Consider the following 24,546-nt stretch of genomic DNA (forward strand, 5'->3'; position numbering starts at 1 on the left):
CAAGAATGGCGGCAAGGTTCCGGCTGACTGGACGCACTGATCCGCGCCCCGTCCGTACGGACAATATAAAAAAGCCCGGCTGGAAACAGCCGGGCTTTTTTTATGAAATGCTGACCTCAGGGAAGGATCGCATTACGAGGCTCCAGCGTCTGCATCGAACGCTCCACATCAGAAGCCTGCCCTGTCCGCAGTTCCTCCAGCGACTGATGAAAAATCCGGACTTTAACCTCTACATGCCGGTCCGGATAACGCCACCGCTCGAACGCCAGAACCGTATCTGGCGCCGTACTGTCCGGCTGATCGGGGAACGTCCATGACAGCCCGAAAATCACTGCCATGGCGTCCAGATTCGTATCATGCCCCGCCAGCACCAGCAGGCGCGTGGATGCCGTAACACCGGGAATATCCACGACCGGCCGATCCGCCAGAAACGCGCGAATACTCTGCGCCATCACACCATTACGGGCCTGCGCCACCACCGGCAGACGCCGCAGCATCCGGCCTTCCGCCTCATGAACCGGCATGACAGCCCGCAGCAATCCCGGAACATCGGCTTTTGCTTCTCCGAAAACCTCCGTCGGAAATCCCTCGGAATAAAGCAGCAGCAGACCCTCAGCCGCCATCCCTCCCGTTGCCATTCCCCCGGAAAGATGAGGCGTACCATTTTTCCAATATATTTTCGTATCATTGTTAAAATGTATCGGTTGATTTCCGTATTGATTGTACCCACCTGGAGCCATCAGCTTCTGCAAAGCCTGCAATCCACGCGTAACATCCGCAGCACGGGACACAGGAAGTGCCGACGCAAACGCCTGCTCCGTTTCCGGTTTTGACAGTACCGTACGACCGGACGAAAGAGCGTCGAACACGGGATCCGATCCCTGCGCCTGCCACTGCGCCGCAACATAGCAGTCCGGGACAAGATCCCGCGCCCAGATCTGCCCGCTCTGCCGCGTTCTGTGATCTGCCCCATCAGCCCAAACAAGTATGTTAACGGAACATTCCCTTAACGGCTCAAAACGTAATCGAACATAACTTTCCCGAACCTTTTCCACCATTCCGGAAAGAGAATGGATGCCATGAGGCGTCATCTCGCCGGGCCCCACAGACCATACAGGCCAGTCAAACCCGGTTTTTTCGTGCAGAGCCGTAATGGACGCTGTCGGACTCCTGATTCCATGACGGGCCAGCAGCACGACTTTTTCCAGCACCGGACCAGAAGACGGCAGATTTCCCGACGCACATCCCGTCAGGAAAAATACCAGCAGAAAGGCGCAGCCTGTCTTTTTCACGGAACCATCGCCCTCATCCCGTATGTCCAGCAGCACTCCGCCAGGACGGCATCAGGGCAGAAAAACGTCCTTATCGTTCCACCCTCACGGCAAAGGTCTTTTGTCCGCGATCGGATCAATCTTCGGCTCCGTCAGCGGACCTGAATCAATCACGACGACCAGATCCCCCGCAATCTGCGTCGGCTGCCGATCTTTCGGAAGCAGCGCCTGAAAACGCGGATCATAACTCGCGGCCTGTTCGTACAGCGCATCGATCAGCCCGTAATGATCCATGAATTTATTCATGGTCGCCGGAATCCGGATGCACCCTTCCGATGCAGGATGCCCCAGACGCCACTCAAGAAACTGCGGATCCGTCGCATGGATTTCCAGCCGGATCTGCCCGGTTTCATGCCGCGGCAGCCAGCCCTTCATCGCCGTCTGCCACCCCATGTCCCACACGCGCGATCCCTTGGCGCCGATCCCGCGGATGCCGTACTTGTTCTTCGTGCCTTCCGCCCGATACCCCAGACGATCCGCCGTGTTCTGAAAAACCCCGGTCGGTGTGATGTAGTAATATTTACGCCCCGTCGTCCCGGTCGAAACTGGTGTACCCCCAAGGGACTCCCACGGCGCATCCGGCAACGCCAGCACATAATCCAGATGCTGGATATGCTCGTTGCGATCCACAACCATGATGAGCTGGGGCCTGGAAACCGGCATGCCTGCCTGCGTCACCTCGTCCTTCGCAAACGTCAGGAAGGCCTTGCGTCGCTCCGGCGTATAAGTGCTGAACCCCTTGACGTTATGCTTCATCAACATCGCCAGACGGGAGGCCTCCTCCCGCGCCGCTTCATCCGACACGACCGGCAGATCTGGAATATCCAGCGGCGGAGGCACAAGATCAGGCTGCGGCGGCGTATCTGTCGGCGGATTGCTGGCGGGCGGTGGCACGGAAGCGCCCAGCGATGGCGTCGTATCAGGCTGATGCGTCGACAGTTCCGGCCCGGCGCTATCCGGCCGTGCACAGGCCGCCAGCGGGACCATCCCCAGAACCATCGTCGTGGACGCACATAACAGAGCAGCAAACCGCGTCAGTCTGGAAACATCACGCATCTTCAGGACACCATCCTCGGGTTCAGAACAACAGACAGAACGCGAGGCAACAGAGACCTGTCCGGCGTTCGGCGCAGCAGAGACGTCCCTTCAACGCCCCAGCCCCGCAAAAGGCATCACAGATCCAGAAGCAGACGCCGCGGATCTTCAACAAGCTGCTTGATCCGGACGAGGAAACTCACCGCTTCCCGCCCGTCCACAATCCGATGATCGTAGGACAGCGCCACATACATCATCGGCCGGATCACGATCTGCCCGTCCCGCACGACCGGACGATCCTGAATGGCATGCATCCCCAGAATCCCCGATTGCGGCGTGTTCAGGATCGGTGTGGACAGCAGCGATCCGAAAATCCCGCCATTCGTGATGGAGAACGTCCCGTGCGACAGTTCCTCCAGCTTCAGCCCACCTGTCCGCGCCCGCTTGCCATAATCGGCGATGCGACGCTCCAGCTCGGCAAAGCTCATCTGGTCGGCATCATGCAGCACCGGCACAACCAGTCCGCGCTCCGTCCCGACCGCAATGCCCAGATTGACGAAATCGCGGTAGACAATCTCGTCCCCTTCGATCTGCGCATTGATCGCCGGATAATCCTTCAGCGCCCCAACCACAGCACGCGCGAAGAAGGACATGAAGCCCAGCCGGGCCCCGTCATGCTTCTTCTCGAACTCTTCCTTGTATTCCGCCCGCAGCGCCTTGGCAGCGGACATATCGATCTCGTTGAACGTCGTGAGAATGGCGGCTGTATTCTGCGCCGCCTTCAGATTCCGCGCGATCGTCTGACGCAGACGGCTCATCGGCACGCGCCGCTCACGCGCTTCATGCGACGACAGCTTGGGCGCCGGAGCAGCAGCCACAGGCTTCGGCGCTTCCGGTGCAGGCGGTGTGACACGCGCAGGCTTTGCCACGGGTTCCGGAACCGGAGGAGCAGCCGGGGCGGCAGGAGCCTCGACCACCGGAGCAGGCTCGGGCGCAGCCGGCGCCTCGGCCGTCTCGTCAACAGCGCCCAGCAGCCCGCCGATCTCGACTTCCGTCCCCACTGCCACGCAGTCTTCCAGACGCCCGGCGGACGGCGCCGTTACCTCGACGCTGACCTTGTCCGTCTCCAGTTCCACGATAGCTTCGTCATGCTGCACATAATCGCCGGACTGTTTGAGCCACCGCGCGACAGTCGCAGTCGTCAGGCTTTCTCCAAGCGCCGGAACCCTGATCTCGACCGTCATGCTGTTTCCTCATCTTGCATCCCGCCACAAAGCGGGGAAATGTCTGTGTCGTGCCCGGCACCATATCCGGAAAAGGTTCAGGATGCAGGATACCGCATCTTCATCACCAGCGGGAGACGGAACCATCCCCATCGCCGGACTTTGAAACCAAAACACAGGAGGCCGCAATGTCCCCCCCGCCCGACCGTCCTGAAATTCTGGACTCCGACCACCTCTCCGCCCGCACCTGTGACATCCTGACGTCCCGTCTGTCCGTCAGCACCCCGCAGCCCCGGACCCTGTCGCTTCCGGCCTATGCCGTCCTCGATGCGCTCCTGCCCGTCCTGCTCCCCCTCGACGAAATCCTGCCCCCTGGCACCGACATCGACCTGACGGCGCGGATCGACGCATCCCTCTCCGGCCCCCGCGACGGCTGGCGCTTTGCAAACCTTCCCCCCGACGCCGAAGCCTGGGAATCCGCCCTCCTGACACTCGACGATGTTGCAGCCGAACAGCACGGCATCCGCTTCATCCATCTGGCTCCCAACCTGCGCGGCACCCTGCTCGATGCCCTGATGACCGGACAGATCGGCCTCGACCGTGACGGCCGCCTCTCCATTCCCCAGATGGCCCGCTGGGCCGGAGACCTGCGCGGCGAAGTCGTGGACTGCGTCATGAGCGATCCGCGCGTGCAGCAGGCGCTCGGCATTTCTTCCAGCCTGACCGGCGGCGACACCGTCTTTCAGGGCTTCACCGAAGTCGGCCCGGACAGCCGCGAAGATTTCGAGCCCAAAGCCACCGCCCCCCTCGCCCAGATGGCAGACTCCAGGGAATGAACAGCACGACCGTCATGAAGACATTCGCAGAAACAGACATCGTCGATGCCCTCATCATCGGCAGCGGTGCCGGTGGCGCGCCTCTCGCCGCCGAACTCGCCCGCCACGGCAAGACCGTCGTGGTGCTCGAAGCCGGTCCCGCCTTCACCGCGATGGGTCACACCCCCGACGAGATTGCGGCCCGCGAACTGTACTGGCTGCACGAACGCCTCTCCGCCGGCACGAACCCGCAGGCTTTCGGCGGCAACAACAGCGGCACCGGCCTCGGCGGCTCCCTGCTGCATTATGGCGCCTTCATGCCCCGCATGGATGCCCGCGACTTCCACCTGCACACCGAAACCCGCAAGGGCGTGGACTGGCCCTTCGGTCTGGATGAACTGCTGCCCTATATCGAGCGCGTGGAATCCTTCATCGGCGTCTCCGGCCCCGCCCATTACCCGTGGGACCCGGACCGCCGCTACGCCTACCCGCCCCCGCCTGCCAATTCCGCCGCGCTGAAAATGCGCGAAGGCTGTGACGCGCTCGGCCTGCGCCATGCCGACGGCCCCGCCGCTCTCATTACCCGCGAGATCGAACAGCCCCATTTCGGCACCCGTCACGGCTGCGCAAACTGCGGCGCCTGCCATCAGGGCTGCCGCAACGGCGCCAAATCCGGCGCGGACAACACCTGGCTCCCCATGGCCGTCGCCTACGGTGCGGAACTCCGCCCCGGCTGTTTCGCCCACACGATCGAACGCGACAGCTCCGGCCGCGTGACCGGCGTGGTCTATCGCCAGAACGGCGTCGAACACCGCCAGAAATGCGCGACCCTCGTCCTCGCCGCCGGTGCGGTCGAAACCCCACGCCTGCTCCTGACCAACGGCCTCGCCAACAGCTCCGGTCAGGTCGGCCAGAACTACATGACGCATGTCTCCACACAGGTCTGGGGCGAATTCGACGAGGACATCCGCCCCAATCGTGGTTACCCGTCCCTGACCATCACCGAAGACATGATGCGCCCGAAAGACGCGGATTTCGTCGGAGGCTACCTCGTGCAGTCACTGGGCATGATGCCCGCGACCTGGGGCCAGAACCTCGCCCGCAGCACCACGACACGCGGTCCGGCCTTCGCCCGCGCCCTTGCCGGATACAACCGCTCCGCCGGGATGGGCATCAACGGCGAATGCCTACCCCGCCCCGAAAACCGCGTCACCCTTTCGGACGAAAACGACGCCTTCGGCATCCCCAAGCCCCTGATCGAACATTCCTACGGCCCTAACGAATGGGCCATGCACCACCATGCCGCCCGCCTGCTGACGAAGATGTGGGAGGCCGTCGGCGCAAAGGATATCCGCGTCATCGACCGCGCCGCCCACATGATCGGCACCTGTCGCATGGGCACGGATGCGGGCAGCAATGTCGTCAATCCGGAAGGCCGCAGTTTCGATATCGACAATCTGTGGATCTCCGATCACTCGATCTTCCCCAGCGCCGCCGCCGCCAACCCCGCTCTGGCCATCATGGCCCTGTCCCTGCGCACGGCGGAGGCCATGCTGAAGGCCTGATCCCAGAAAACTGACCCCAGATGACATAGATCAAAGTGTTCCGGAGCACGCGCACCAGCCTTGACACCGGTTCGCGCGCTCCGGTAATCGAAGGACGACTTTCCGGTGACGTCCTGTCACCCGGTCTCCCTTTCCATCCGGATGACGCCCGCTTCACTGTCCTGCGAAATCTTTACGGATCCCCGCCTGACACCCGAAGCCCCCGCCCAGTCGCCCTGCCTTCTGTGTGGTCGCGCATCCTCCCCTATCAGGTCTGCCCCTTACGGCACATCAAGGCGCGTCTTTCATGCATCTCGCCGAACTCAAGAAGAAATCTCCGGCCGATCTGCTGGCTTATGCAGAGGAACTGGAGATCGAGAACGTCTCGTCCATGCGCAAGCAGGACATCATGTTCGCCATCCTCAAGACCCTTGCCGAGCGCGATCAGGCGATCTACGGCGAAGGAACGCTGGAAATCCTGCCGGACGGCTTCGGTTTCCTGCGCAGCCCGGAAGCCAACTACCTTCCCGGCCCTGACGACATCTACATCTCCCCCGCCCAGGTCCGCCGCTTCGGCCTGCGTCCGGGTGACACGGTTGAAGGCCAGATCCGCGCCCCGCGCGACGGCGAGCGCTATTTCGCGCTGCTGAAGGTCAACACCATCAACTTCGAGGCTCCGGAAACCGTCCGGACCCGCATCAACTTCGACAACCTCACGCCGCTCTACCCCGAGCGTCGCCTGAAGATGGAAGTCGAACAGTCCGAAGCCGCCGTCACGGACTCTTCCCCGCGCGGCAAGGGCAAGAAAGACCAGCGCGACTACACCCCGCGCGTGATCGATCTCGTGACGCCGATCGGCATGGGCCAGCGCGCCCTGATCGTCGCCCCGCCCCGCACCGGCAAGACCGTGATGCTCCAGAGCATCGCAGCCTCCATCTCCGCCAACCACCCCGAAGTGTTCCTGATCGTCCTGCTGATCGACGAACGCCCGGAAGAAGTGACGGACATGGCCCGCTCGGTCCGTGGCGAAGTCGTCTCCTCCACCTTCGACGAACCGGCAACCCGCCATGTCCAGGTGACGGAAATGGTGCTGGAAAAAGCCAAGCGCCTCGTCGAGCACAAGCGCGACGTGGTCATCCTGCTGGATTCCATCACCCGTCTCGCCCGCGCCTACAACACCGTTGTTCCCTCCTCGGGCAAGGTGCTGACCGGCGGTGTGGACGCCAACGCCCTGCAGCGCCCCAAGCGCTTCTTCGGTGCCGCGCGTAACATCGAGGAAGGCGGTTCGCTGACGATCATCGCAACGGCCCTGATCGACACGGGCTCGCGCATGGACGAAGTCATCTTCGAAGAATTCAAGGGCACCGGCAACGCCGAGCTCATCCTGGACCGCAAGCTGGCCGACAAGCGCACCTTCCCTGCCATCGACATCACCAAGTCGGGTACGCGTAAGGAAGAACTGCTGGTCGATCGCGCCGAGCTGTCCAAGATGTGGGTCCTGCGTCGCATCCTGGCCCCGATGGGCACGATGGACGCCATGGACTTCCTGCTGGACAAGCTCAAATACAGCAAGTCCAACCACGACTTCTTCGAGGCCATGAACAACTGATCCACCATCAGCACGGCCGACATGAAAAAGGGGAGCTCCGGCTCCCCTTTTTTGTGGTCCAGTAAAGCGGGATGAAAGGCCGAACCCTGCGCGCCTAGCGCGATCCTTCAAGATGCAGCAGCGCATGCTTGTCCGCCACACCCCCAAGCCCTGAATAACCCCCCAGCCCCGAACGCCCGACAACACGATGGCAGGGGATCAGAATAGGGATCGGATTCGCCCCGACCGCGCCCCCGACCGAACGCGCAGACCCGCCAACCTCGGCCGCGATATCGGCGTAGGTCCGCGTCTTTCCGTAGGGAATCCGGCGCAGCGCGTCCCAGACCTTCTGACGGTAGGGAGTCCCGTACGGACGATAAGGCAGGGTGTCGAAATCGACCGATTCCCCGTCAAAATAGCGCTCCAGAAGGTCACGGGCCTTCAGAAGGAGTGGAGTCTCCTCCTGATCGCGCCCCCAACCCCAGTCCAGAGCGACGATCTGGCCCTCATCTTCACTGATGGTAAGGGCCCCGAAAGGTGAGTGGCAGGATAGCTGTGGCATGAACGACACGGTGCCCGAGCCGCCCGGAACCGTCAATCCGGTCTCCTCCCGAGAAAGATGAGGCTTTTAAGCCATGCACCACAAGCATATCGAGACATTGCAACATGCAGAATAAACATACAGGACCGCTAATGTAGGGTTTTTAGCAATATTCTGTAATGTGTTGGAAAACTGCCATTTTTTGTATCCAAAAAGCGACAGGACCTTTTCCGGAACGCCTGTGTAATTATTCGGTGAGCCACCTCATGACCCAATTCAGCACTACCTGTCGCAGCGCCTCACGGAAACGTCAGAAGCCGTGTTTGTCTTAAGCAATAAAATAGGGTCAGTAAGTTCTCATGCTGCCGGTGTCCGGTACTGAAGGTTGGATTGAGAAGGTGAAGAGGCCCTTTGCCCATATCAAGACTTCTGAGGTCCAGAATATCACAGCGGAAACAGTCTTTACAAAAAGGACAGTTGGATCATGACTTCTGGTCTACTGACGCCGATCAAGGTTACGAAAAAGCGCCTTCTCAGCTGCGCCGCCGCCCTGGCGATTTCTGCAGCTGTACCTGTCGCTTTTGCGCAGGAAGATACCGGCACAGCAATTACAAGCTCCGATCATGGTGGCCACGCCGGGGACTGGCTGTCCTACGGCCGGTCCTATTCCGAGCAGCGCTACAGCCCGCTCGACCAGATCAACACGGACAATGTCGGCAAGCTCAAGCTCGCCTGGCACTATGATCTGGATACGAACCGCGGCCAGGAAGGCACTCCCCTGATCGTCAATGGCGTCATGTACGCTACGACCAACTGGAGCAAGATGAAGGCGCTGGATGCAGCGACCGGCAAGCTCCTCTGGGCCTACGATCCCAAGGTTCCGGGCAACATCGCCGACCGCGGCTGCTGTGACTCCGTGAACCGTGGTGCCGCCTACTGGAACGGCAAGGTCTATTTCGGCACGTTCGACGGTCGCCTGATCGCGCTGGACGCCAAGACCGGCAAGCTGGTCTGGAGCGTCTACACGATCCCCAAGGAAGCCCAGCTCGGCCACCAGCGTTCCTACACGCTTGATGGTGCCCCCCGTATCGCCAAGGGCAAGGTCCTGATCGGCAACGGCGGCGCAGAGTTCGGCGCACGCGGCTTCGTCTCCGCCTTCGACGCCGAAACCGGCAAGCTCGACTGGCGCTTCTTTACCGTTCCAAACCCCGACAACAAGCCCGACGGCGCAGCCTCCGATGACATCCTGATGTCCAAGGCCTACCCGACTTGGGGCAAGAACGGCGCCTGGAAGCAGCAGGGCGGCGGCGGAACCGTGTGGGATTCGCTCGTCTATGACCCGGTGACGGACCTCGTCTACCTGGCCGTCGGCAACGGCTCCCCGTGGAACTACAAGTTCCGCTCCGAGGGCAAGGGTGACAACCTCTTCCTGGGCAGCATCGTCGCGATCAATCCTGACACCGGCAAATATGTCTGGCACTTCCAGGAAACGCCGATGGACGAGTGGGACTACACCTCCGTCCAGCAGATCATGACGCTCGACATGCCGGTCAACGGCGAGATGCGCCATGTGATCGTTCATGCTCCGAAGAACGGCTTCTTCTACATCATCGATGCGAAGACGGGTAAGTTCATCACCGGCAAGCCCTACACCTACGAGAACTGGGCCACCGGCCTGGATCCGGTCACGGGTCGCCCGAACTACGTGCCTGACGCTCTGTGGACGCTGACGGGCAAGCCCTGGCTCGGCATCCCGGGTGAGCTTGGCGGCCATAACTTCGCAGCCATGGCCTACAGCCCCAAGACGAAGCTGGTCTACATCCCGGCACAGCAGATCCCGCTCCTGTACGACGGCCAGAAAGGCGGCTTCAAGGCGTATCATGACGCCTGGAACCTCGGCCTCGACATGAACAAGATCGGCCTCTTCGACGATACCGATCCGGCACATGTCGCCGCCAAGAAGGACTTCCTGAAGGTCCTGAAGGGCTGGACGCTGGCCTGGGATCCGGTGAAAATGGCCCCTGCCTTCACGATCAACCACAAGGGTCCGTGGAACGGCGGTATCCTGGCCACGGCCGGTAACGTGATCTTCCAGGGTCTGGCGAACGGCGAATTCCATGCCTACGACGCCACGAACGGCAACGATCTCTATTCCTTCCCCGCACAGAGCGCGATCATCGCTCCGCCGGTGACCTATACGGCCAACGGCAAGCAGTACGTCGCGGTTGAAGTAGGCTGGGGCGGCATCTACCCGTTCCTGTACGGCGGCGTTGCCCGCACCTCCGGCTGGACGGTCAACCACTCCCGTGTGATCGCCTTCTCGCTTGACGGCAAGGACAGCCTGCCGCCCAAGAACGAGCTCGGCTTCACCCCGGTCAAGCCGGTTCCGACCTATGACGAGGCCCGTCAGAAGAACGGATACTTCCTGTATCAGACGTTCTGCTCGGCCTGCCATGGTGACAACGGCATCTCCGGTGGCGTTCTGCCTGACCTTCGCTGGTCCGGTGCCCCACGCGGCAAGGAAAGCTTCTACAAGCTTGTCGGTCGCGGTGCCCTGACGGCTTACGGCATGGATCGTTTCGACACGTCCATGACGCCTGACCAGATCGAAGACATCCGCAACTTCATCGTGAAGCGTGCCAACGAGTCCTACGAGGACGAAGTCAAGGCGCGTCAGAACTCCACAGGCGTTCCGAACGATCAGTTCCTCAATGTCCCGCAGTCCACGGCCGATGTTCCGACCGCGGATCACCCCTGAGATAGCGGTACGCATAAGGAGCACGTGACATGCTGAACGCATTAACTCGGGACAGGCTGGTATCTGAGATGAAACAGGGATGGAAACTCGCGGCCGCTATTGGCCTCATGGCGGTGTCTTTCGGCGCCGCCCATGCCCAGGACGCCGATGAAGCGCTGATCAAGCGCGGTGAATATGTCGCCCGCCTGTCGGACTGCATCGCCTGCCATACGGCCCTGCACGGACAGCCCTATGCGGGCGGTCTGGAGATCAAGAGCCCGATCGGCACGATCTATTCGACCAACATCACGCCGGACCCGGAACACGGTATCGGCAACTACACCCTGGAGGACTTCACGAAAGCCCTCCGCAAGGGCATCCGCAAGGATGGTGCAACGGTCTATCCGGCCATGCCCTATCCTGAATTCGCCCGTCTGTCTGACGAAGACATCCGCGCGATGTATGCCTTCTTCATGCATGGTGTGAAGCCGGTTGCGCAGCAGAACAAGGCACCCGACATCAGCTGGCCGCTGTCCATGCGCTGGCCGCTGGGCCTGTGGCGCGCCATGTTCGTCCCGAGCATGACGCCGGGCGTGGACAAGAGCATCAGTGACCCCGAAGTCGCCCGCGGCGAATATCTCGTCAACGGTCCCGGCCATTGCGGCGAATGTCATACGCCCCGTGGCTTCGGGATGCAGGTCAAGGCTTACGGTACGGCTGGCGGCAACGCCTACCTGTCCGGTGGTGCCCCGATCGACAACTGGATCGCACCGAGCCTGCGCAGCAACAGCGACACGGGTCTGGGCCGCTGGTCCGAAGATGACCTCGTGACCTTCCTCAAGAGCGGCCGTATCGACCACTCCGCCGTCTTCGGTGGCATGGCCGACGTGGTGGCCTACAGCACGCAGCACTGGTCCGACGACGATCTGCGCGCCACGGCCAAGTACCTCAAGAGCATGCCGGCCGTGCCGGAAGGCAAGAACCTCGGTCAGGATGACGGTCAGACGACCGCTCTGCTGAACAAGGGCGGCCAGGGCAATGCCGGTGCGGAAGTCTATCTACACAACTGCGCCATCTGCCACATGAACGATGGTACGGGCGTCAACCGCATGTTCCCGCCGCTGGCAGGCAACCCGGTCGTCCTGACGGATGATCCGACGTCGCTCGCCAATGTCGTGACCTTCGGTGGCATCCTGCCCCCGACCAACACCGCACCGTCCGCTGTTGCGATGCCGGGCTTCAAGGATCATCTGTCCGACCAGCAGATGGCCGATGTCGTGAACTTCATGCGCAAGGGCTGGGGCAACAACGCTCCGGGAACCGTGTCCGCTTCCGATATCCAGAAGCTGCGCACGACGGGTGCACCGGTCTCCACCTCCGGCTGGAACACCTCCAGCAAGGGCTGGATGGCCTATATGCCGCAGCCTTACGGCGAAGGCTGGACCTTCTCCCCGCAGACCCACAGCGGCGTGGACGAAGCACAGTAAGCTTCTCACTCCCTGTCAGTCTGACAGAAAGGGCGGATCGGAAACGATCCGCCCTTTTTTCATGTCCACCTACAGACCATTTCCCCCATGAGGCCACCTGCACTACATAGAAAGCCATGACGCGCTCATCCCTCCCGGACGCCCCTGAAAACGCCCCTCAGGTCATTTTCGCACTGGCCACCGGTCCGTCCCGTGCGGCCATCGCGATCATGCGCGCCAGCGGCCCGGGCAGCGATACGATCCTCAGGGCGCTTTGCAACGGGCACCTCCCAAAGCCCCGCCGCGTCAGCCTGCGCACCCTGCGTCATGGCGGAGAGGTACTCGATCACGCTGTCACCCTCTGGCTCCCCGGCCCTAATTCTTATACCGGCGAAGACGGCTTCGAACTGCATCTCCACGCAGGCCCCGCCATCATCGCCCGCGTCGCCGACGCCCTGACCGATCTGCGCGCGCGCCCAGCCGAACCGGGTGAGTTCACCCGTCGCGCCGTCCAGAAAGGCCGACTGGACCTGCTCCAGGCCGAAGCCATCGCCGACCTCGTGGACGCTGAGACGGAAAGCCAGCGCAAACAGGCGCTGCGTCAGGCTGATGGCGCCCTGAGCCGCCTGTATGACGACTGGGCACAGCGCCTTCGCCTCGTCCTCGCCCATCAGGAAGCCCTGATCGACTTCCCGGACGAAGACCTGCCACAGGACGTGGAAGACGGCCTGATCGAGGAACTCTCGAAGCTCCAGACCGAGATGTCCGCCCATCTTCAAGACAATCGCGGCGAACTCATGCGCCAAGGCCTGACCGTCGTGATCGCTGGCGCTCCAAACGTCGGAAAATCCAGCCTTCTCAATGCGTTATCTGGAACTGACGCCGCTATTGTTACTCATCGCGCGGGCACCACGCGCGACGCCATCGCGCTCGACTGGGTTCTGGACGGCGTGCGCCTGCGCCTGATCGACACGGCTGGCCTGCGTGAAACCGAAGACGAGATCGAAGCCGAAGGCATCCGCCGCGCACTGTTTCACGTGAAACAGGCCGACGTCGTGCTGCACCTGATCGGCCCCGATGAAAGCCTCGAATCCCTTTCCGGGCAGGAAATTCCCATTCGGACGAAAATCGACATCGCGCCCGCCCCGTCCGGCATGTTAGGGATCAGCACGCAGTCCGGCGAAGGCCTCTCTGCATTGCGTCAGATTCTGTCCGAACGGGTGGCAGAACTCATGGCCGGTTCAGCCGCGCCGCCGCTGACCCGCGCCAGACACCGCGCCGGAATCCAGGAGGCCGCAACCCATCTGGACCGCGCACGGACCGCGACATGGCCGGAACTTCGGGGCGAAGAACTCCGCCTGTCCATGCTGGCTCTGGGGCGTCTGACGGGACGTGTTGATGTTGAATCCCTGCTCGATGCAATTTTCGGGCAGTTCTGTATCGGGAAGTAGGTTTTGAGCGATTTCGATGTCATCGTGATCGGCGGCGGTCATGCCGGATGTGAAGCCGCGGCGGCATCCGCCCGCTTTGGCGCGCGCACCCTGCTGCTCACCCATCGGCTTGAAACGATCGGTGCCATGTCCTGCAACCCGGCCATTGGCGGGATCGGCAAAGGCCATCTCGTGCGCGAAATCGACGCGCTCGATGGCCTGATGGGCAAGGCCGCAGACCGCGCCGGCATCCATTTCAAACTGCTCAACCGCTCCAAGGGACCAGCCGTTCACGGCCCCCGCGCCCAGGCCGACCGTTCGCTCTACCGCGCCGCCATTCAGGATCTGCTTGCCGCCACGCCGAACCTGACGATCCTTGAAGGCGCTGCCGGAGACCTGATCGAGGAAAACGGCCGCATCACTGGCGTCATCTGCGAAGACGGCCGAGCGTTCCGCTGCGGTGCCGTCGTGCTGACCACCGGAACCTTCCTGCGCGGTGTCATCCATGTCGGTCACACCCAGACGGAAGCCGGACGCATTGGCGAGGCTCCGGCAAAGCGTCTGGGCGAACGGCTCTATGCGCTCGGCCTCCAGATGGGCCGCCTCAAGACCGGCACGCCGCCGCGTCTGGCCAAAGACAGCATCGACTGGGAAAACCTCCCGGCCGATCCCGGCGATGCCGAACCCGAGGCTTTCAGCCCCATGACGACGGCCATCACCAACCCGCAGGTCGTCTGCCGCATCACCCAGACCACCGCCGAAACCCACAGGATCATCACCGAGAACCTGCACCGTTCGGCCATGTATGGCGGCGCCATCGCCGGTCGTGGCCCGCGCTACTGCCCGTCCATCGAGGACAAGGTCGTCCGCTTCGCCGAGCGCACATCGCATCAGGTCTTTCTGGAACCCGAAGCCCTGCCGGGAAATCCGGGTGGCGATCTGGTCTATCCCAACGGCATCAGCACCAGCCTGCCCGCTGACGTGCAGGCCGCCATGATCGCCACCATGCCCGGTCTGGAAAACGCCCGCATCGTCACGGCAGGCTATGCCGTCGAATATGATTACGTAGACCCGCGTGAGCTTCTGCCCTCTCTGCAACTCCGCCGCCTGCCGGGCCTGTATCTCGCCGGACAGATCAACGGCACGACCGGCTACGAAGAAGCCGGCGCACAGGGTCTGCTCGCCGGTCTGAACGCTGCCCGCGCCACGGCAGGCAATGAACCGCTCACGCTGGACCGAAGCGACGCCTATCTCGGCGTCATGATCGACGACCTGACCCTGCACGGCATCAGCGAACCCTATCGCATGTTCACCTCGCGCGCCGAATATCGCCTCACCCTGCGCGCCGATAATGCCGATCTGCGCCTAACACCCAAAGGCATCGCCGCAGGCTGCGTCCTGTCCGAACGCGAAGCGGCCTTCACCACCCAGAAAGCCGAACTCGACGCTGCCATGGCCCGCGCAGCCGAGACGACTTTCCTGCCGCAGGCCCTACGCGACCTCGGTTTCGAAGTTTCTCTGGATGGCCGCAGACGCACGGTGCTCGACGTTCTGGCCAGCAATGGCGACCACACAATTCTGAACGCGCTGGCCCCGTGGTTCGCCGAACTCCCCCTGCGTGTGCGCCGCCATGTCGAGACCGAAGCCCGCTATGGCGGCTATCTTCACAGGCAGGATCGTGAAATTCGACAGCTCGCATCGGAAAGTGCCATCGCCCTTCCGGCCGATCTGGATTACACTGCCATCGGCGGCCTGAGCAGCGAAATGCGCGAGCGCTTTTCCCAGTCCCGCCCGACCAGTTTCGCCGCAGCACAGCGCGTGCGCGGGGTTACACCTGCCGCGCTGGTCGCCCTGCTGGCCCATGTAAGGACCCTGTCATGACCACCGTTTCACGTGAAACACATGAGAGGCTGGAGCGCTTTGCCGACCTGCTCGTGCAGTGGAACGCAAAGATCAATCTAGTAAGCCCACGTGACATCGCCCAGCTCTGGCCCCGTCATATCGAAGACAGCCTCCAGCTCGCGGAACTGATCTCCGAAGGCGCGACCATTACCGATCTGGGTTCGGGCGGCGGTTTCCCGGGCATTATTCTGGCCATCGCCACGGGAAATCCCGTTACCCTGATCGAATCAGACCAGCGCAAATGCGCCTTCCTGCGGGAAGCCGGACGCATCTGCGAGGCCAAGGTCACGGTCATTGCCAAGCGTATCGAAGCCGCCAGCCCCCCTCCGGCCGACATCATCACGGCCCGGGCGCTGGCTCCTCTTAACAAGCTCCTCGAATGGGCGCGGCCACTGCTGAAGGAGGACGGGTTCTGCCTGTTCCTGAAGGGTCAGAAAGCGCAGGCCGAGTTGACCGAGGCAAGCGCCGACTGGCACATGAGCCACACAATTATTCCCAGCCGCACCGACCCCGGCGGAGCCATCATCAAGGTCAGTGATTTCAAGCGTGTCGTCTAAAACCGAATCCCCCACCACCCGGATCATTGCCGTCACCAACCAGAAGGGAGGCGTCGGCAAGACCACCACCACCATCAATCTGGCAGCGGGTCTGGCCCGTCAGGGACAGCGCGTCCTGCTCGTGGATCTGGACCCGCAGGGCAACGCCTCCACCGGCCTGGGCATCGACTACGACCAGCGCAACACCGGCACCTATGCCGCGCTGATGGTTGAAGCCGAGCCCCACGCCCTGCCCCAGCCGACCGGTTTCGACAATCTTTCGATCATCACCGCTAACAACGAACTGGCCGGTGCAGAACTCGAAATGATCGGTGACGAGCGCCGCGAATACCGCCTGCGGGACGCCCTGCGCGCGCTGGAAGGCGATTACGACACCATCCTGATCGACTGCCCCCCGAGCCTCGGTCTGCTGACGCTCAACGCGCTGGTCGCCTCCGACAGCGTGATCGTACCGCTGCAATGCGAGTTCTTTGCGCTCGAAGGCATCAGCCAGCTCGTCCGCACCATCGACCGCGTGCGCCGCGCTTTCAATGCCGACCTGCATCTCGAAGGCATCGTCCTGACGATGTACGACCGCCGCAACAACCTGTCCGAACTCGTGGCGCAGGACGCGCGCGGCTTCTTTGGCGATCAGGTGTTCGAGACGCTCATCCCGCGCAATATCCGCATTTCCGAAGCCCAGAGCCACGGCAGCCCCGTGCTGGACTATGACGCCCGCTCCACGGGTGCCATCGCCTATCTGGCGCTGGCGGACGAACTGATCAAACGCAACAAGAACAAGGCAAAGGCGTAACCGGCGATGGCCAAAAAGGATAGTTCTCCGCGGCTTGGTCGCGGCCTCGCGGCTCTTCTGGGCGATCAGGCCCCGCAACTCGCCCGCGCCACGCGTGCGAACGCCCAGCCGCAACAGCTTTCCTCCCTGCCGGTGGATGTTCTGGCCCCGAGCCCCTTCCAGCCGCGACAGGACATGAACCCCGAGCGCCTGTCCGAACTGGCCGATTCCATCCGCTCACGCGGCGTCCTGCAACCCCTGCTCGTCCGTCCTGATCCGGAAAAGCCGGGCCATTACCAGATCATCGCCGGCGAACGCCGCTGGCGCGCTTCACAGCTCGCAGGCCTGCACAGCGTCCCCGTCCATATCCGCGAACTGGACGACACGGACGCCATGGCCGCCGCCCTGGTCGAGAACCTCCAGCGCGCGGACCTCAACCCGATCGAAGAAGCCGAGGGCCTGCACCGTCTGGTCACGGACTACACCCTGACGCAGGAAGAACTAGCGGGTGCCGTGGGCAAGTCCCGCCCCCACATCACCAACACCATGCGCCTGCTCAACCTGCCTCCGGAAGTCCGCGCGTATGTCCGCAACGGCGAACTCACGGCCGGTCATGCCCGCGCTCTGCTGACGCACCCCGATCCGGTTGCGGCTGCCAAGCTCGTCATCGCCCGCGGCCTGAACGTCCGCCAGACCGAAGCCCTGGCCAGCGGCAAGGATATCCCGACACCCGCCAAAAAGGCCCGCGATGCGGAAATCCTGCAGATCGAAAACGACCTCTCCTCCCGCCTCGGGCTGAAAGTCCATATTTCCTATAACGGCAAAAAAGGCGGCTCCCTGAAGATCGACTATACGTCTCTGGAGCAGTTCGAGAGCGTCATGCGTCTTCTCAACCGAACATAAGCCACTGAAATAGAAGGTTTTTCGTCTTTTTGAGCGCAAACTTGAAGAAAAGATGAAAAACCCCTTGCAGCCTCCGGCAGAATCCCGCTATAAGCCGCTCCACCGGTAGACGGGCCATGGGCACATAGCTCAGTTGGTAGAGCAGCTGACTCTTAATCAGCGGGTCCAAGGTTCGAGCCCTTGTGTGCCCACCATGCCCGTCTCCGGTATTTCCCTTGAAAATCTGCGGTTTCTAGACTGTCCCAGCAGCCTACAAGGCTCTTGCTGGATTGTGGCTTTGCGGACCTCTGCGGATCTCCCGGACTCAATCCGGACTCATCTGAAAAACATTGGCTGTTCGCTGTTCCGTTCGCTTCGGATCCATCCCGACTCCAAACAGCAACAACAACAACACCAACCCATTTTCAGATTTGCTCAAAAAGTGCCTCTTACCGGGGTGCGAACTACCCCCGGACGGCAAACCCTCCAGGAGGGACCCAAACATTTTCCGGATTGCCGCCTGATCCTGCTGGCCCTGCCCTTCCCTTTTTTCAGACCCATGCACTAAACGCATGCCTCTAAGGTCTCTGCTTCTGCCTTTCTTACCCTTGCCCTAAAAACGGTGTTAAAGGTGTTAGGGTGTTATTCGACTGATAAGTATCTGTTTTATAAAAGTTTTCCAATAACACCTTTCGTAGTTCAGGCGTAACACCTTCTAAAAGGTGTTATTGGCTCTTATGGCTATTCCGCAGAAAACTAGGGTTTTTCTTTAACACCTCCCAAACACGCCCATTCGCATATGCCAGCCTCAAAAGGTAGCGATATGCGCTCAATGCATAGAGAGGCAAAAAACGCGGGAAGGAAACTTCCTGCGCTGCCCGCGCAGACCAGACACCCGGACCGCAGCAGGCTCAGAGATCAGCAGATAGAATGCGGTAGACACTGGCCCTACCAATGCCGAGACGCTTGGCTATCTCAGCAGGCCCGATTCCCTCATCTCTCAGCTTCCTCACCACGTCAGCATCAATCGAGGACTTGCGGCCGGTATAGACGCCACGTTCTTTAGCGGCCTTGATCCCTTCCAGCTGACGCTCACGCCGCAGGTTCGTCTCAAACTCCGCGAACACACCCAGCATGTCCAGGAACGCCTTGCCCGCTGCTGTGGTCGTATCCACTGGCTGCTCCGTGCAACGCAAAGCCGTGCCCTTGTCTTTGAGCGTGTGCATGATGGTTTGCAGATCCGCGATGGATCGAGCGAGGCGATCAATGCGCGTCACCACCAGCACGTCACCTGCTTGTAAGAAGGCGAGCAGGGTTTGCAGCTCTCGACGCCCGGCGGTCGAAGTCCCTGACACCTTCTCGGAACGAATGACCTGACACCCAGCCGCTTTGAGAGCCTGCTCCTGAATTGTGAGATCCTGATCGGTGGTGCTGACGCGGGCGTAACCGTAGATAGTCATATGGCGATTCCAAGTGTCTCGTTTGGGTCTAGACGTTTCTCATAGAATGTCTCATATAGAAAAATCAACCCAAATGAGACAAGGAAATCCGCCAATCCCGTGTCTCACAAAGCCGTCTCGTATCGGTATGCTCAAAAGAGACACCCTGAACTCATGCGTCCAGCGCATGGCGAAAGGAGATCGCCTCAGCGATCCCCCTCTTCCGTTCCCAAAATAGAAGCCTTCACCTCATACGCCCGGATATTGCGATGGCCTGGCGGAGAAATGACAGTTGAGTTCTTGTTCTTGCCAGGCATGAGATAGCCCGTCTCAATCAGCGTCTGTGTGGCATTGCGTCGGTTCAACCCTGATAGAGCTTCAGACATTCCCTCCGCTGTCAGGAAGTAACGCCATTCATGCTTCCCTTCCTCACCTTTCATCCAGCGCTTCCAGCCTGCCCGGTTCTGCGTCCGAAACCTTTCCCCCGGCGGCTGGCTTTCTTCGGACTGCGCTGCATCCCCTTGGACGGGATCAACCCAACGTTCAAACCGGGCTTCACCATTCTTGGCAATGAAGTCTCGCACCTGGGCGACAGCCTGTTCATCCTCACGCCGTCCAACCGTTCCACGCTCTGCCAGCCATGCAGCAAAACAGATCTCCGCCATCACGCCGGGCGTGTCATTGTCCCAGCCTGTCAGACCGTATTCCGTCGCAAGTTCTCCGCCTGCTGCTACCATCGCAAAGCGAGCAGCCACACTGCGCACTTGTCCCGATGCCTCAGGATAGGACTGCAACCACTGAGCCGTCAGATCCGCCATACGACCGCGCAACCGATCCTGTATGGCGTCACTCCCTTTCATCCGCAGCTCATCCGTAAGCTTCGCCAAGAAGGCTCGTAGCGGCGCGCCATAATATTCCTTTGTGACAATGCGCAGGTGACGGGCGAAAGCGTCTGGCGTGTCATGGTCATGCACGTCTTCAAACAATCCACGGCCATGCCCGGCGTCTGCTGGCAGATCGGCAAACCGCACCTCTTGCCCGGCCTTTGTCGCCTTTCCGGCTTCCTTGTTCAGGTCAGCCAGACCGAGTTCTCCAGTACTCAAGAATAAAATGCGAAACCGCGCCACGGTCCGCGCTCCACCCGTCCGAGAAGCACGCGCCTTACCCTGCCCGTTACTCAGCAGATAGGCGATCTCACCAGCCTCACGCGGGTCCAGCTGCCCGATCTCATCCAGTGGCAGCAACACATCACAGGACGCCAAGGCCGTGCTTTCGATACCGTTGGACGTAGAACGCCAGGAGCGAATGTAACCTCCTGCCCCGCTCTGAGGCGTGCCACCACATACAGAGGCCGCCACGCGTAAGGCCGTAGACTTGCCCAAACGACTGGAGCCCTTGAACGAGATCCCGCCGCCTTCCTCACCCAACAGTCCCAGAAGCGGCGCAGCAAAGGCACACGACGCCGCGAAGATTAGCCGGCTGTTCTTCATGCACAGCGCACCAATCTGGAGTTTCCAATCTTCTACGCTGCCTGAAACCCCAAACAGAGACGCTTCACGATCCAACGTCTGCAACACCACACGTTCCGAAGTTTCACCAAGCGTTTCGTCAGGAAGGACAAACACATCCCCACCCCCGAAGCGGTGCCAGCCGATCTTCGTCACACTTCTCGCCCGTTGCGAACTCTGCAAACTCGCCAGCCACTCCAGGAACGCGGCCTTGGCTTTAGCGCCCGCGCCCAGCGTTAGGCCGCCGTCTGCCAACCGGGTCCGGATCTCATTGCCATCTCCCGCGAACAGGGCACGGGCAAAAGATTCCTCATGCCGATGACCATCACGATCATGCCAAGCCAGGAGAAGCCCCCAGTTCTGTCCGGCTTCGTCGCGTGATTCTCCCAGAACCTCGACAGGTCCGCAGATGAAATACGGAGCGCCATCCCCGGCCCGGCGCCAGATCCCATCATCCCGATAAAGAAACCGCCGGTCTTCAGTGACCTCCTGCTGTTTTGCGTCGTTTCGTCCCGTTGCTGGAAGTTGGAACACCTTGGCGTTCTCAATTCCCTTACGAATATCAGACCGGCCGCTCTGGCTTCCCGTCTTTACCTTTTCCCCGGAGGACATCGTTCCAGTCTCCATGTACGATTTCAGGCATGGCGAGCCGAACAGTGCGGCCCTGCGATGCGAATTTCTTGAGAGCGGCTTCCAGTGCGCGACGGGCTTTTTCATTCCCGTGGTCATTGTCACCCGCGATGGTGATATTTTTGAGATTATCTGGCAGGGAAACGCTCACCATGTTGCTGAGCGACACCGCCGACAACACCCGGAACTCAGGGCAGGCCACAGCCACGGACAGCGCCGTCTCGATGCCTTCCGCGATGACCGTCACATCATCGTCCGGAGCCATGCCCAGCGCCTTGCCCGAGGCTCCACGCCACAAGCGCACGCATCCGCCCGCGAACGATCCCAGCACCTTCTTGGCGTTTTGAAGATCAGCCTTGGCCCATTGGCCGCCGGGCATCTGACCCAGCCACGTCCGATGAACGGCCACCAGCTTTCCGGATGGGCCACAGATGGCCGCAATCATGGCTGGAAGCGGTCTCTGCACTTCCCCACACCAGACAGACGGATTGAAACGTAGCGCACCAGGAGCACGCCCAAGCTCACGCAGAACAATCCCGCGCCCGGCGAGATAAGCCTCTACTGGCGTTCCTGCGATACCAGGTGCCGTGTCATGCCATAGCCGACGCGCAGAAGCCCGCTTGCGCTGGGCCTCCTGATCCAGTTCCCCATTTCGCTTATCTGGAACAGGCTGCCTCCGTTCAGGCGCGCGGAAAGTCGGTGCAGAGCCATCACCCAGTCCCAGCCAGCTGATAGCCCATTTCATCGCTTCCCGCCGATCTCCCGCGAACATGACACCCGCTACCAGATCCAACGCATCCCCGCGCTCGCCTGAACTGAAGTCAGCCCAGACACCTGCCCGGGAACCATTCAGATGGACGGCAAGGCTCTGTCCCTTTTCGCCAGCTAGAGAGCCACACCGCCATTCCGCGCCATCCTTCCGGCCGTTCGGCAGCAGCTCCCGCGCCAGAACACCGATGCGCTCCGCAAGCATCCGTGAGAGCGTGCCCGCGTCATGCTGCCTCATGCGGGTTCAGGCTCCAGAACGGGCCAAGCCATAAGAACAGGGCAGCGGCCTTGCAGCGTGCCAGAGAGCCGTTCGCAGACATCCCTCAGATCGGGCACATCATTGACGAAGCCCCCTTCATGCTCACGCAAAACATCCAGACGGGCTTTGGCGTGCCGAATGAGATCAGATGCCGCCCTGATCGCCGGATCTGCGTAGGTAAAGCGCCGCCGTTCCAGCTCCACCAGGAGCCATTCCGTCCCCCAGAGCAATGGCAATGTCAGATCATGAACCTGCCTGCTACAGTCGCCGTCTGGCCCTGTCTTTACCCAAGCGAAAGGCCACCAGCCCGAAGCCCGCACATTGGCTTCCCATTGCGCCTCAGCCAACGCGTCCTGACCATCGCCGGGCGGAACGAACAGATCATCACCTTTACGCGCCACCAGATCAGCAGCCCGGCGAAAGATCGCCCTGTCTTCCACAGACCATACAGGCAGATCCTCGCATTCCGCCGGAAAGAGCAGCCCCAGAATTGCCAGCTCTGCAATTCCAATACGGAAACCTGCAAAACCATCAGTCATACCACTTCCCCCAGAGCAGGGAGGATCTGGGCAATACGGGCCAGCCCTTTGAGAGTCACCACCACCTGAGGGCGGCTCACCAAATGCCCCTCCGGGTGCGTCTGCTCAAAATGCTTGTAAGAGAGATAGCCAGCCCGTTCCTTGTCCGCATAACCAATCCAGCGGCTCTTGTTTCCAGCCCGATAGATCCAGCGCATCTCGTGAAGACGAGCCATGAACCGACGCGGCGGCCACCCACATTCCTTGGCCGCTTCCGTGAGGGTTAGCAGTCCGTCCATCCCGGCGATGCGATCATAGGCTAAGGCTTTCGGAGCCAGCGCCACCAGTTCGGCATCCTTCCGCTGGAGAGCTTCCTGAGCTGCCAGAACAGCACGCGCCATCAGCGTCTCAGACGTGTCTCCAGCAGAAGATGCGACATACGCACCGGTGCGGCGGATTGACGGAATGACCTCACCTGTCACCCACTTCTTGAACCGCTTTGCAGCAGGCTTCCGACTTGTGAGGACCAAAGACCAGAGACCGGATTCATTGATGAGGACAACGGACTGAGCCCGACCGTCAGCAAAGACACCGCCGTCCCGGATACCCTCGCCAATGTTTAGGGTATCCTTCTCGTCATCATCCAGACGCCGACCCGCTACAGACGGATTGCTATGACCGAGGAGTCCGCACACATCCGTCAGCACCCACCAGGCAACACCTTCACGGTTCAGCACCCGGACATTCTGGCCTTCGAACTGAAGAGGCATCATCTCGGTCATACCGCGCCCTCCCGCCGGGCCGCAGGTAGAGCCACGATGTCACCTTCCGGACCGACGATGGCAGTTCCAGCAATCAACCGTTCGGCTGCCTGATCCCGCTTTTTTGCCAGAATGAGAATGTCCTGCCAGCCGAGAGCATCCAGCCAGTTCCTCGCCTCGACCGTGCGAACATCCCGGTCTAGTCCAATGCGGAACCACACCAGGGCGGCCTTCAAAGACTGGAACTGATCAGGCGCGTCTTCCGGAATGTCTGGATGGACCAGGGCAAGAAAGGCATCATCAGCCACCAGGACCTTCCGCAGTTCTGCCCACGCTGCCAGAAGGCCAATCACAGCATCCTGAGACGGCACAGGACGGAACTCATCACGGCCATGCAGACGCAGGGTCTCGCTCATGTCACGACGCCAGGGACTGTTCTGCACGTAGTCGTCACAGCCATGGAAGAACGTCAGGATACGCGTAAGCAGATTCGGCTTGCTGGCTTCCAGAGACGGCCAAAGCAGATCACCGGCCCGGCGCGATGCAGGCGCACTCCGTGAAACCGTATGAGAGGCTGTCAACATGGTGCGGCCTCCCGCTGGGCTCGCACCGTTGCCTCTGACGTTGAGCGCATTGAACGGCTGGAGATCCAGCGCTGGAGTTCAGCGACACTGTAACCAATACGCCGTTCGGTGAGTTGCACGAATACCGGGCCAGTACCATCAAGCCGCTTTTTTTGTAGTGTCCGCGTCCCAAGACCTACCATTGTCGCAGCCTGTTTTTCAGACACGACAAGAGGTGTGTGAGGCACAACTTTCTTTTCAGCAGAATGCATGAATC

20 protein-coding genes, 1 tRNA gene and 1 pseudogene are annotated in these 24,546 nt (G+C 61.2%); 11 read left to right on the plus strand and 11 right to left on the minus strand.

The genetic code is table 11. The annotated features are described in order from the left end of the window. Nucleotides 1-116 precede the first annotated feature (116 nt). From ABF859_RS04910 to sucB, 4 genes and pseudogenes are all read right to left on the minus strand, one after another. Entirely contained in the window at nt 117-623 is a 507-nt protein-coding gene (locus tag ABF859_RS04910) for a hypothetical protein (protein WP_415526900.1), read from the minus strand. A 240-nt stretch (nt 624-863) separates the two neighbouring features. Beyond that, nucleotides 864-1,328, minus strand: a pseudogene (locus tag ABF859_RS04915) (histidine-type phosphatase); the annotation flags it as partial. Between the two features lie 48 nt (nt 1,329-1,376). After that, the gene (locus tag ABF859_RS04920) at nt 1,377-2,387 is read right to left on the minus strand and encodes a L,D-transpeptidase (protein ID WP_415526679.1); all 1,011 of its coding nucleotides are present in this window, start codon (nt 2,385-2,387) and stop codon (nt 1,377-1,379) included. A gap of 116 nt (nt 2,388-2,503) precedes the next feature. After that, nucleotides 2,504-3,610 (minus strand): dihydrolipoyllysine-residue succinyltransferase, encoded by a 1,107-nt coding sequence (gene sucB / locus ABF859_RS04925; protein ID WP_415526680.1) that lies wholly within the window; start codon nt 3,608-3,610, stop codon nt 2,504-2,506. Between the two features lie 167 nt (nt 3,611-3,777). Here sucB and ABF859_RS04930 point away from each other — a divergent pair, with 167 nt between their 5' ends. From ABF859_RS04930 to rho, 3 genes are all read left to right on the plus strand, one after another. Continuing rightward, nucleotides 3,778-4,425: a gluconate 2-dehydrogenase subunit 3 family protein gene (locus ABF859_RS04930; protein ID WP_415526681.1), complete on the plus strand. Its 648-nt coding sequence runs from the start codon at nt 3,778-3,780 to the stop codon at nt 4,423-4,425. 14 nt (nt 4,426-4,439) lie between these two features. Then, nucleotides 4,440-5,969: a GMC family oxidoreductase gene (locus ABF859_RS04935; RefSeq protein ID WP_415526682.1), complete on the plus strand. Its 1,530-nt coding sequence runs from the start codon at nt 4,440-4,442 to the stop codon at nt 5,967-5,969. Between the two features lie 286 nt (nt 5,970-6,255). After that, on the plus strand, nt 6,256-7,557 hold the full coding sequence (gene rho / locus ABF859_RS04940) for a transcription termination factor Rho (RefSeq protein WP_415526683.1): 1,302 nt from the start codon (nt 6,256-6,258) through the stop codon (nt 7,555-7,557). A 94-nt stretch (nt 7,558-7,651) separates the two neighbouring features. Here the strand turns inward: rho and ABF859_RS04945 are convergent, their stop codons facing one another. Continuing rightward, entirely contained in the window at nt 7,652-8,098 is a 447-nt protein-coding gene (locus tag ABF859_RS04945; RefSeq protein ID WP_415526884.1) for a methylated-DNA--[protein]-cysteine S-methyltransferase, read from the minus strand. 463 nt (nt 8,099-8,561) lie between these two features. On the opposite strand from ABF859_RS04945, the gene ABF859_RS04950 reads away from it, so the two are divergent. The 8 genes from ABF859_RS04950 (at nt 8,562) to ABF859_RS04985 (ending at nt 18,038) form a co-directional block, all read left to right on the plus strand. Continuing rightward, a complete protein-coding gene (locus ABF859_RS04950) occupies nt 8,562-10,835 on the plus strand; it encodes a PQQ-dependent dehydrogenase, methanol/ethanol family (protein WP_415526684.1) in 2,274 nt (757 codons plus the stop codon). A gap of 29 nt (nt 10,836-10,864) precedes the next feature. After that, nucleotides 10,865-12,301, plus strand: coding sequence for a c-type cytochrome (locus ABF859_RS04955; RefSeq protein WP_415526685.1), 1,437 nt, complete (start codon nt 10,865-10,867; stop codon nt 12,299-12,301). 116 nt (nt 12,302-12,417) lie between these two features. Then, the gene (gene mnmE / locus ABF859_RS04960; RefSeq protein ID WP_415526686.1) at nt 12,418-13,731 is read left to right on the plus strand and encodes a tRNA uridine-5-carboxymethylaminomethyl(34) synthesis GTPase MnmE; all 1,314 of its coding nucleotides are present in this window, start codon (nt 12,418-12,420) and stop codon (nt 13,729-13,731) included. Nucleotides 13,732-13,734: 3 nt separating this feature from the next. After that, nucleotides 13,735-15,591, plus strand: coding sequence for a tRNA uridine-5-carboxymethylaminomethyl(34) synthesis enzyme MnmG (gene mnmG / locus ABF859_RS04965; protein WP_415526687.1), 1,857 nt, complete (start codon nt 13,735-13,737; stop codon nt 15,589-15,591). Beyond that, nucleotides 15,588-16,169 (plus strand): 16S rRNA (guanine(527)-N(7))-methyltransferase RsmG, encoded by a 582-nt coding sequence (rsmG, locus tag ABF859_RS04970; protein ID WP_415526688.1) that lies wholly within the window; start codon nt 15,588-15,590, stop codon nt 16,167-16,169. Before mnmG ends, rsmG begins: the two co-directional genes overlap by 4 nt. Beyond that, on the plus strand, nt 16,159-16,962 hold the full coding sequence (locus tag ABF859_RS04975; protein WP_415526689.1) for a ParA family protein: 804 nt from the start codon (nt 16,159-16,161) through the stop codon (nt 16,960-16,962). Before rsmG ends, ABF859_RS04975 begins: the two co-directional genes overlap by 11 nt. A gap of 6 nt (nt 16,963-16,968) precedes the next feature. Further along, on the plus strand, nt 16,969-17,844 hold the full coding sequence (locus ABF859_RS04980) for a ParB/RepB/Spo0J family partition protein (protein WP_415526690.1): 876 nt from the start codon (nt 16,969-16,971) through the stop codon (nt 17,842-17,844). Between the two features lie 118 nt (nt 17,845-17,962). Continuing rightward, nucleotides 17,963-18,038: transfer RNA gene (locus tag ABF859_RS04985), tRNA-Lys, on the plus strand. Between the two features lie 696 nt (nt 18,039-18,734). On the opposite strand, the gene ABF859_RS04990 is transcribed toward ABF859_RS04985, so the two are convergent. The 6 genes from ABF859_RS04990 to ABF859_RS05015 form a co-directional block, all read right to left on the minus strand. Further along, nucleotides 18,735-19,283: a recombinase family protein gene (locus tag ABF859_RS04990; protein WP_048842843.1), complete on the minus strand. Its 549-nt coding sequence runs from the start codon at nt 19,281-19,283 to the stop codon at nt 18,735-18,737. A gap of 185 nt (nt 19,284-19,468) precedes the next feature. Beyond that, a complete protein-coding gene (locus ABF859_RS04995) occupies nt 19,469-21,382 on the minus strand; it encodes a DUF927 domain-containing protein (RefSeq protein WP_415526691.1) in 1,914 nt (637 codons plus the stop codon). Then, nucleotides 21,333-22,406, minus strand: coding sequence for a toprim domain-containing protein (locus ABF859_RS05000; RefSeq protein ID WP_415526692.1), 1,074 nt, complete (start codon nt 22,404-22,406; stop codon nt 21,333-21,335). The genes ABF859_RS04995 and ABF859_RS05000 overlap by 50 nt, the downstream gene beginning before the upstream one ends. Next, nucleotides 22,403-22,966, minus strand: coding sequence for a hypothetical protein (locus ABF859_RS05005; RefSeq protein ID WP_415526693.1), 564 nt, complete (start codon nt 22,964-22,966; stop codon nt 22,403-22,405). The genes ABF859_RS05000 and ABF859_RS05005 overlap by 4 nt, the downstream gene beginning before the upstream one ends. After that, on the minus strand, nt 22,963-23,727 hold the full coding sequence (locus ABF859_RS05010; protein ID WP_415526694.1) for a phage antirepressor: 765 nt from the start codon (nt 23,725-23,727) through the stop codon (nt 22,963-22,965). Before ABF859_RS05010 ends, ABF859_RS05005 begins: the two co-directional genes overlap by 4 nt. Next, nucleotides 23,724-24,290, minus strand: a complete 567-nt coding sequence (locus ABF859_RS05015; RefSeq protein WP_415526695.1) for a hypothetical protein — start codon at nt 24,288-24,290, stop codon at nt 23,724-23,726. The genes ABF859_RS05010 and ABF859_RS05015 overlap by 4 nt, the downstream gene beginning before the upstream one ends. Between the last annotated feature and the right edge of the window lie 256 nt (nt 24,291-24,546).

The organism is Gluconobacter sp. (genome assembly GCF_047722525.1).
GTDB lineage: Bacteria > Pseudomonadota > Alphaproteobacteria > Acetobacterales > Acetobacteraceae > Gluconobacter.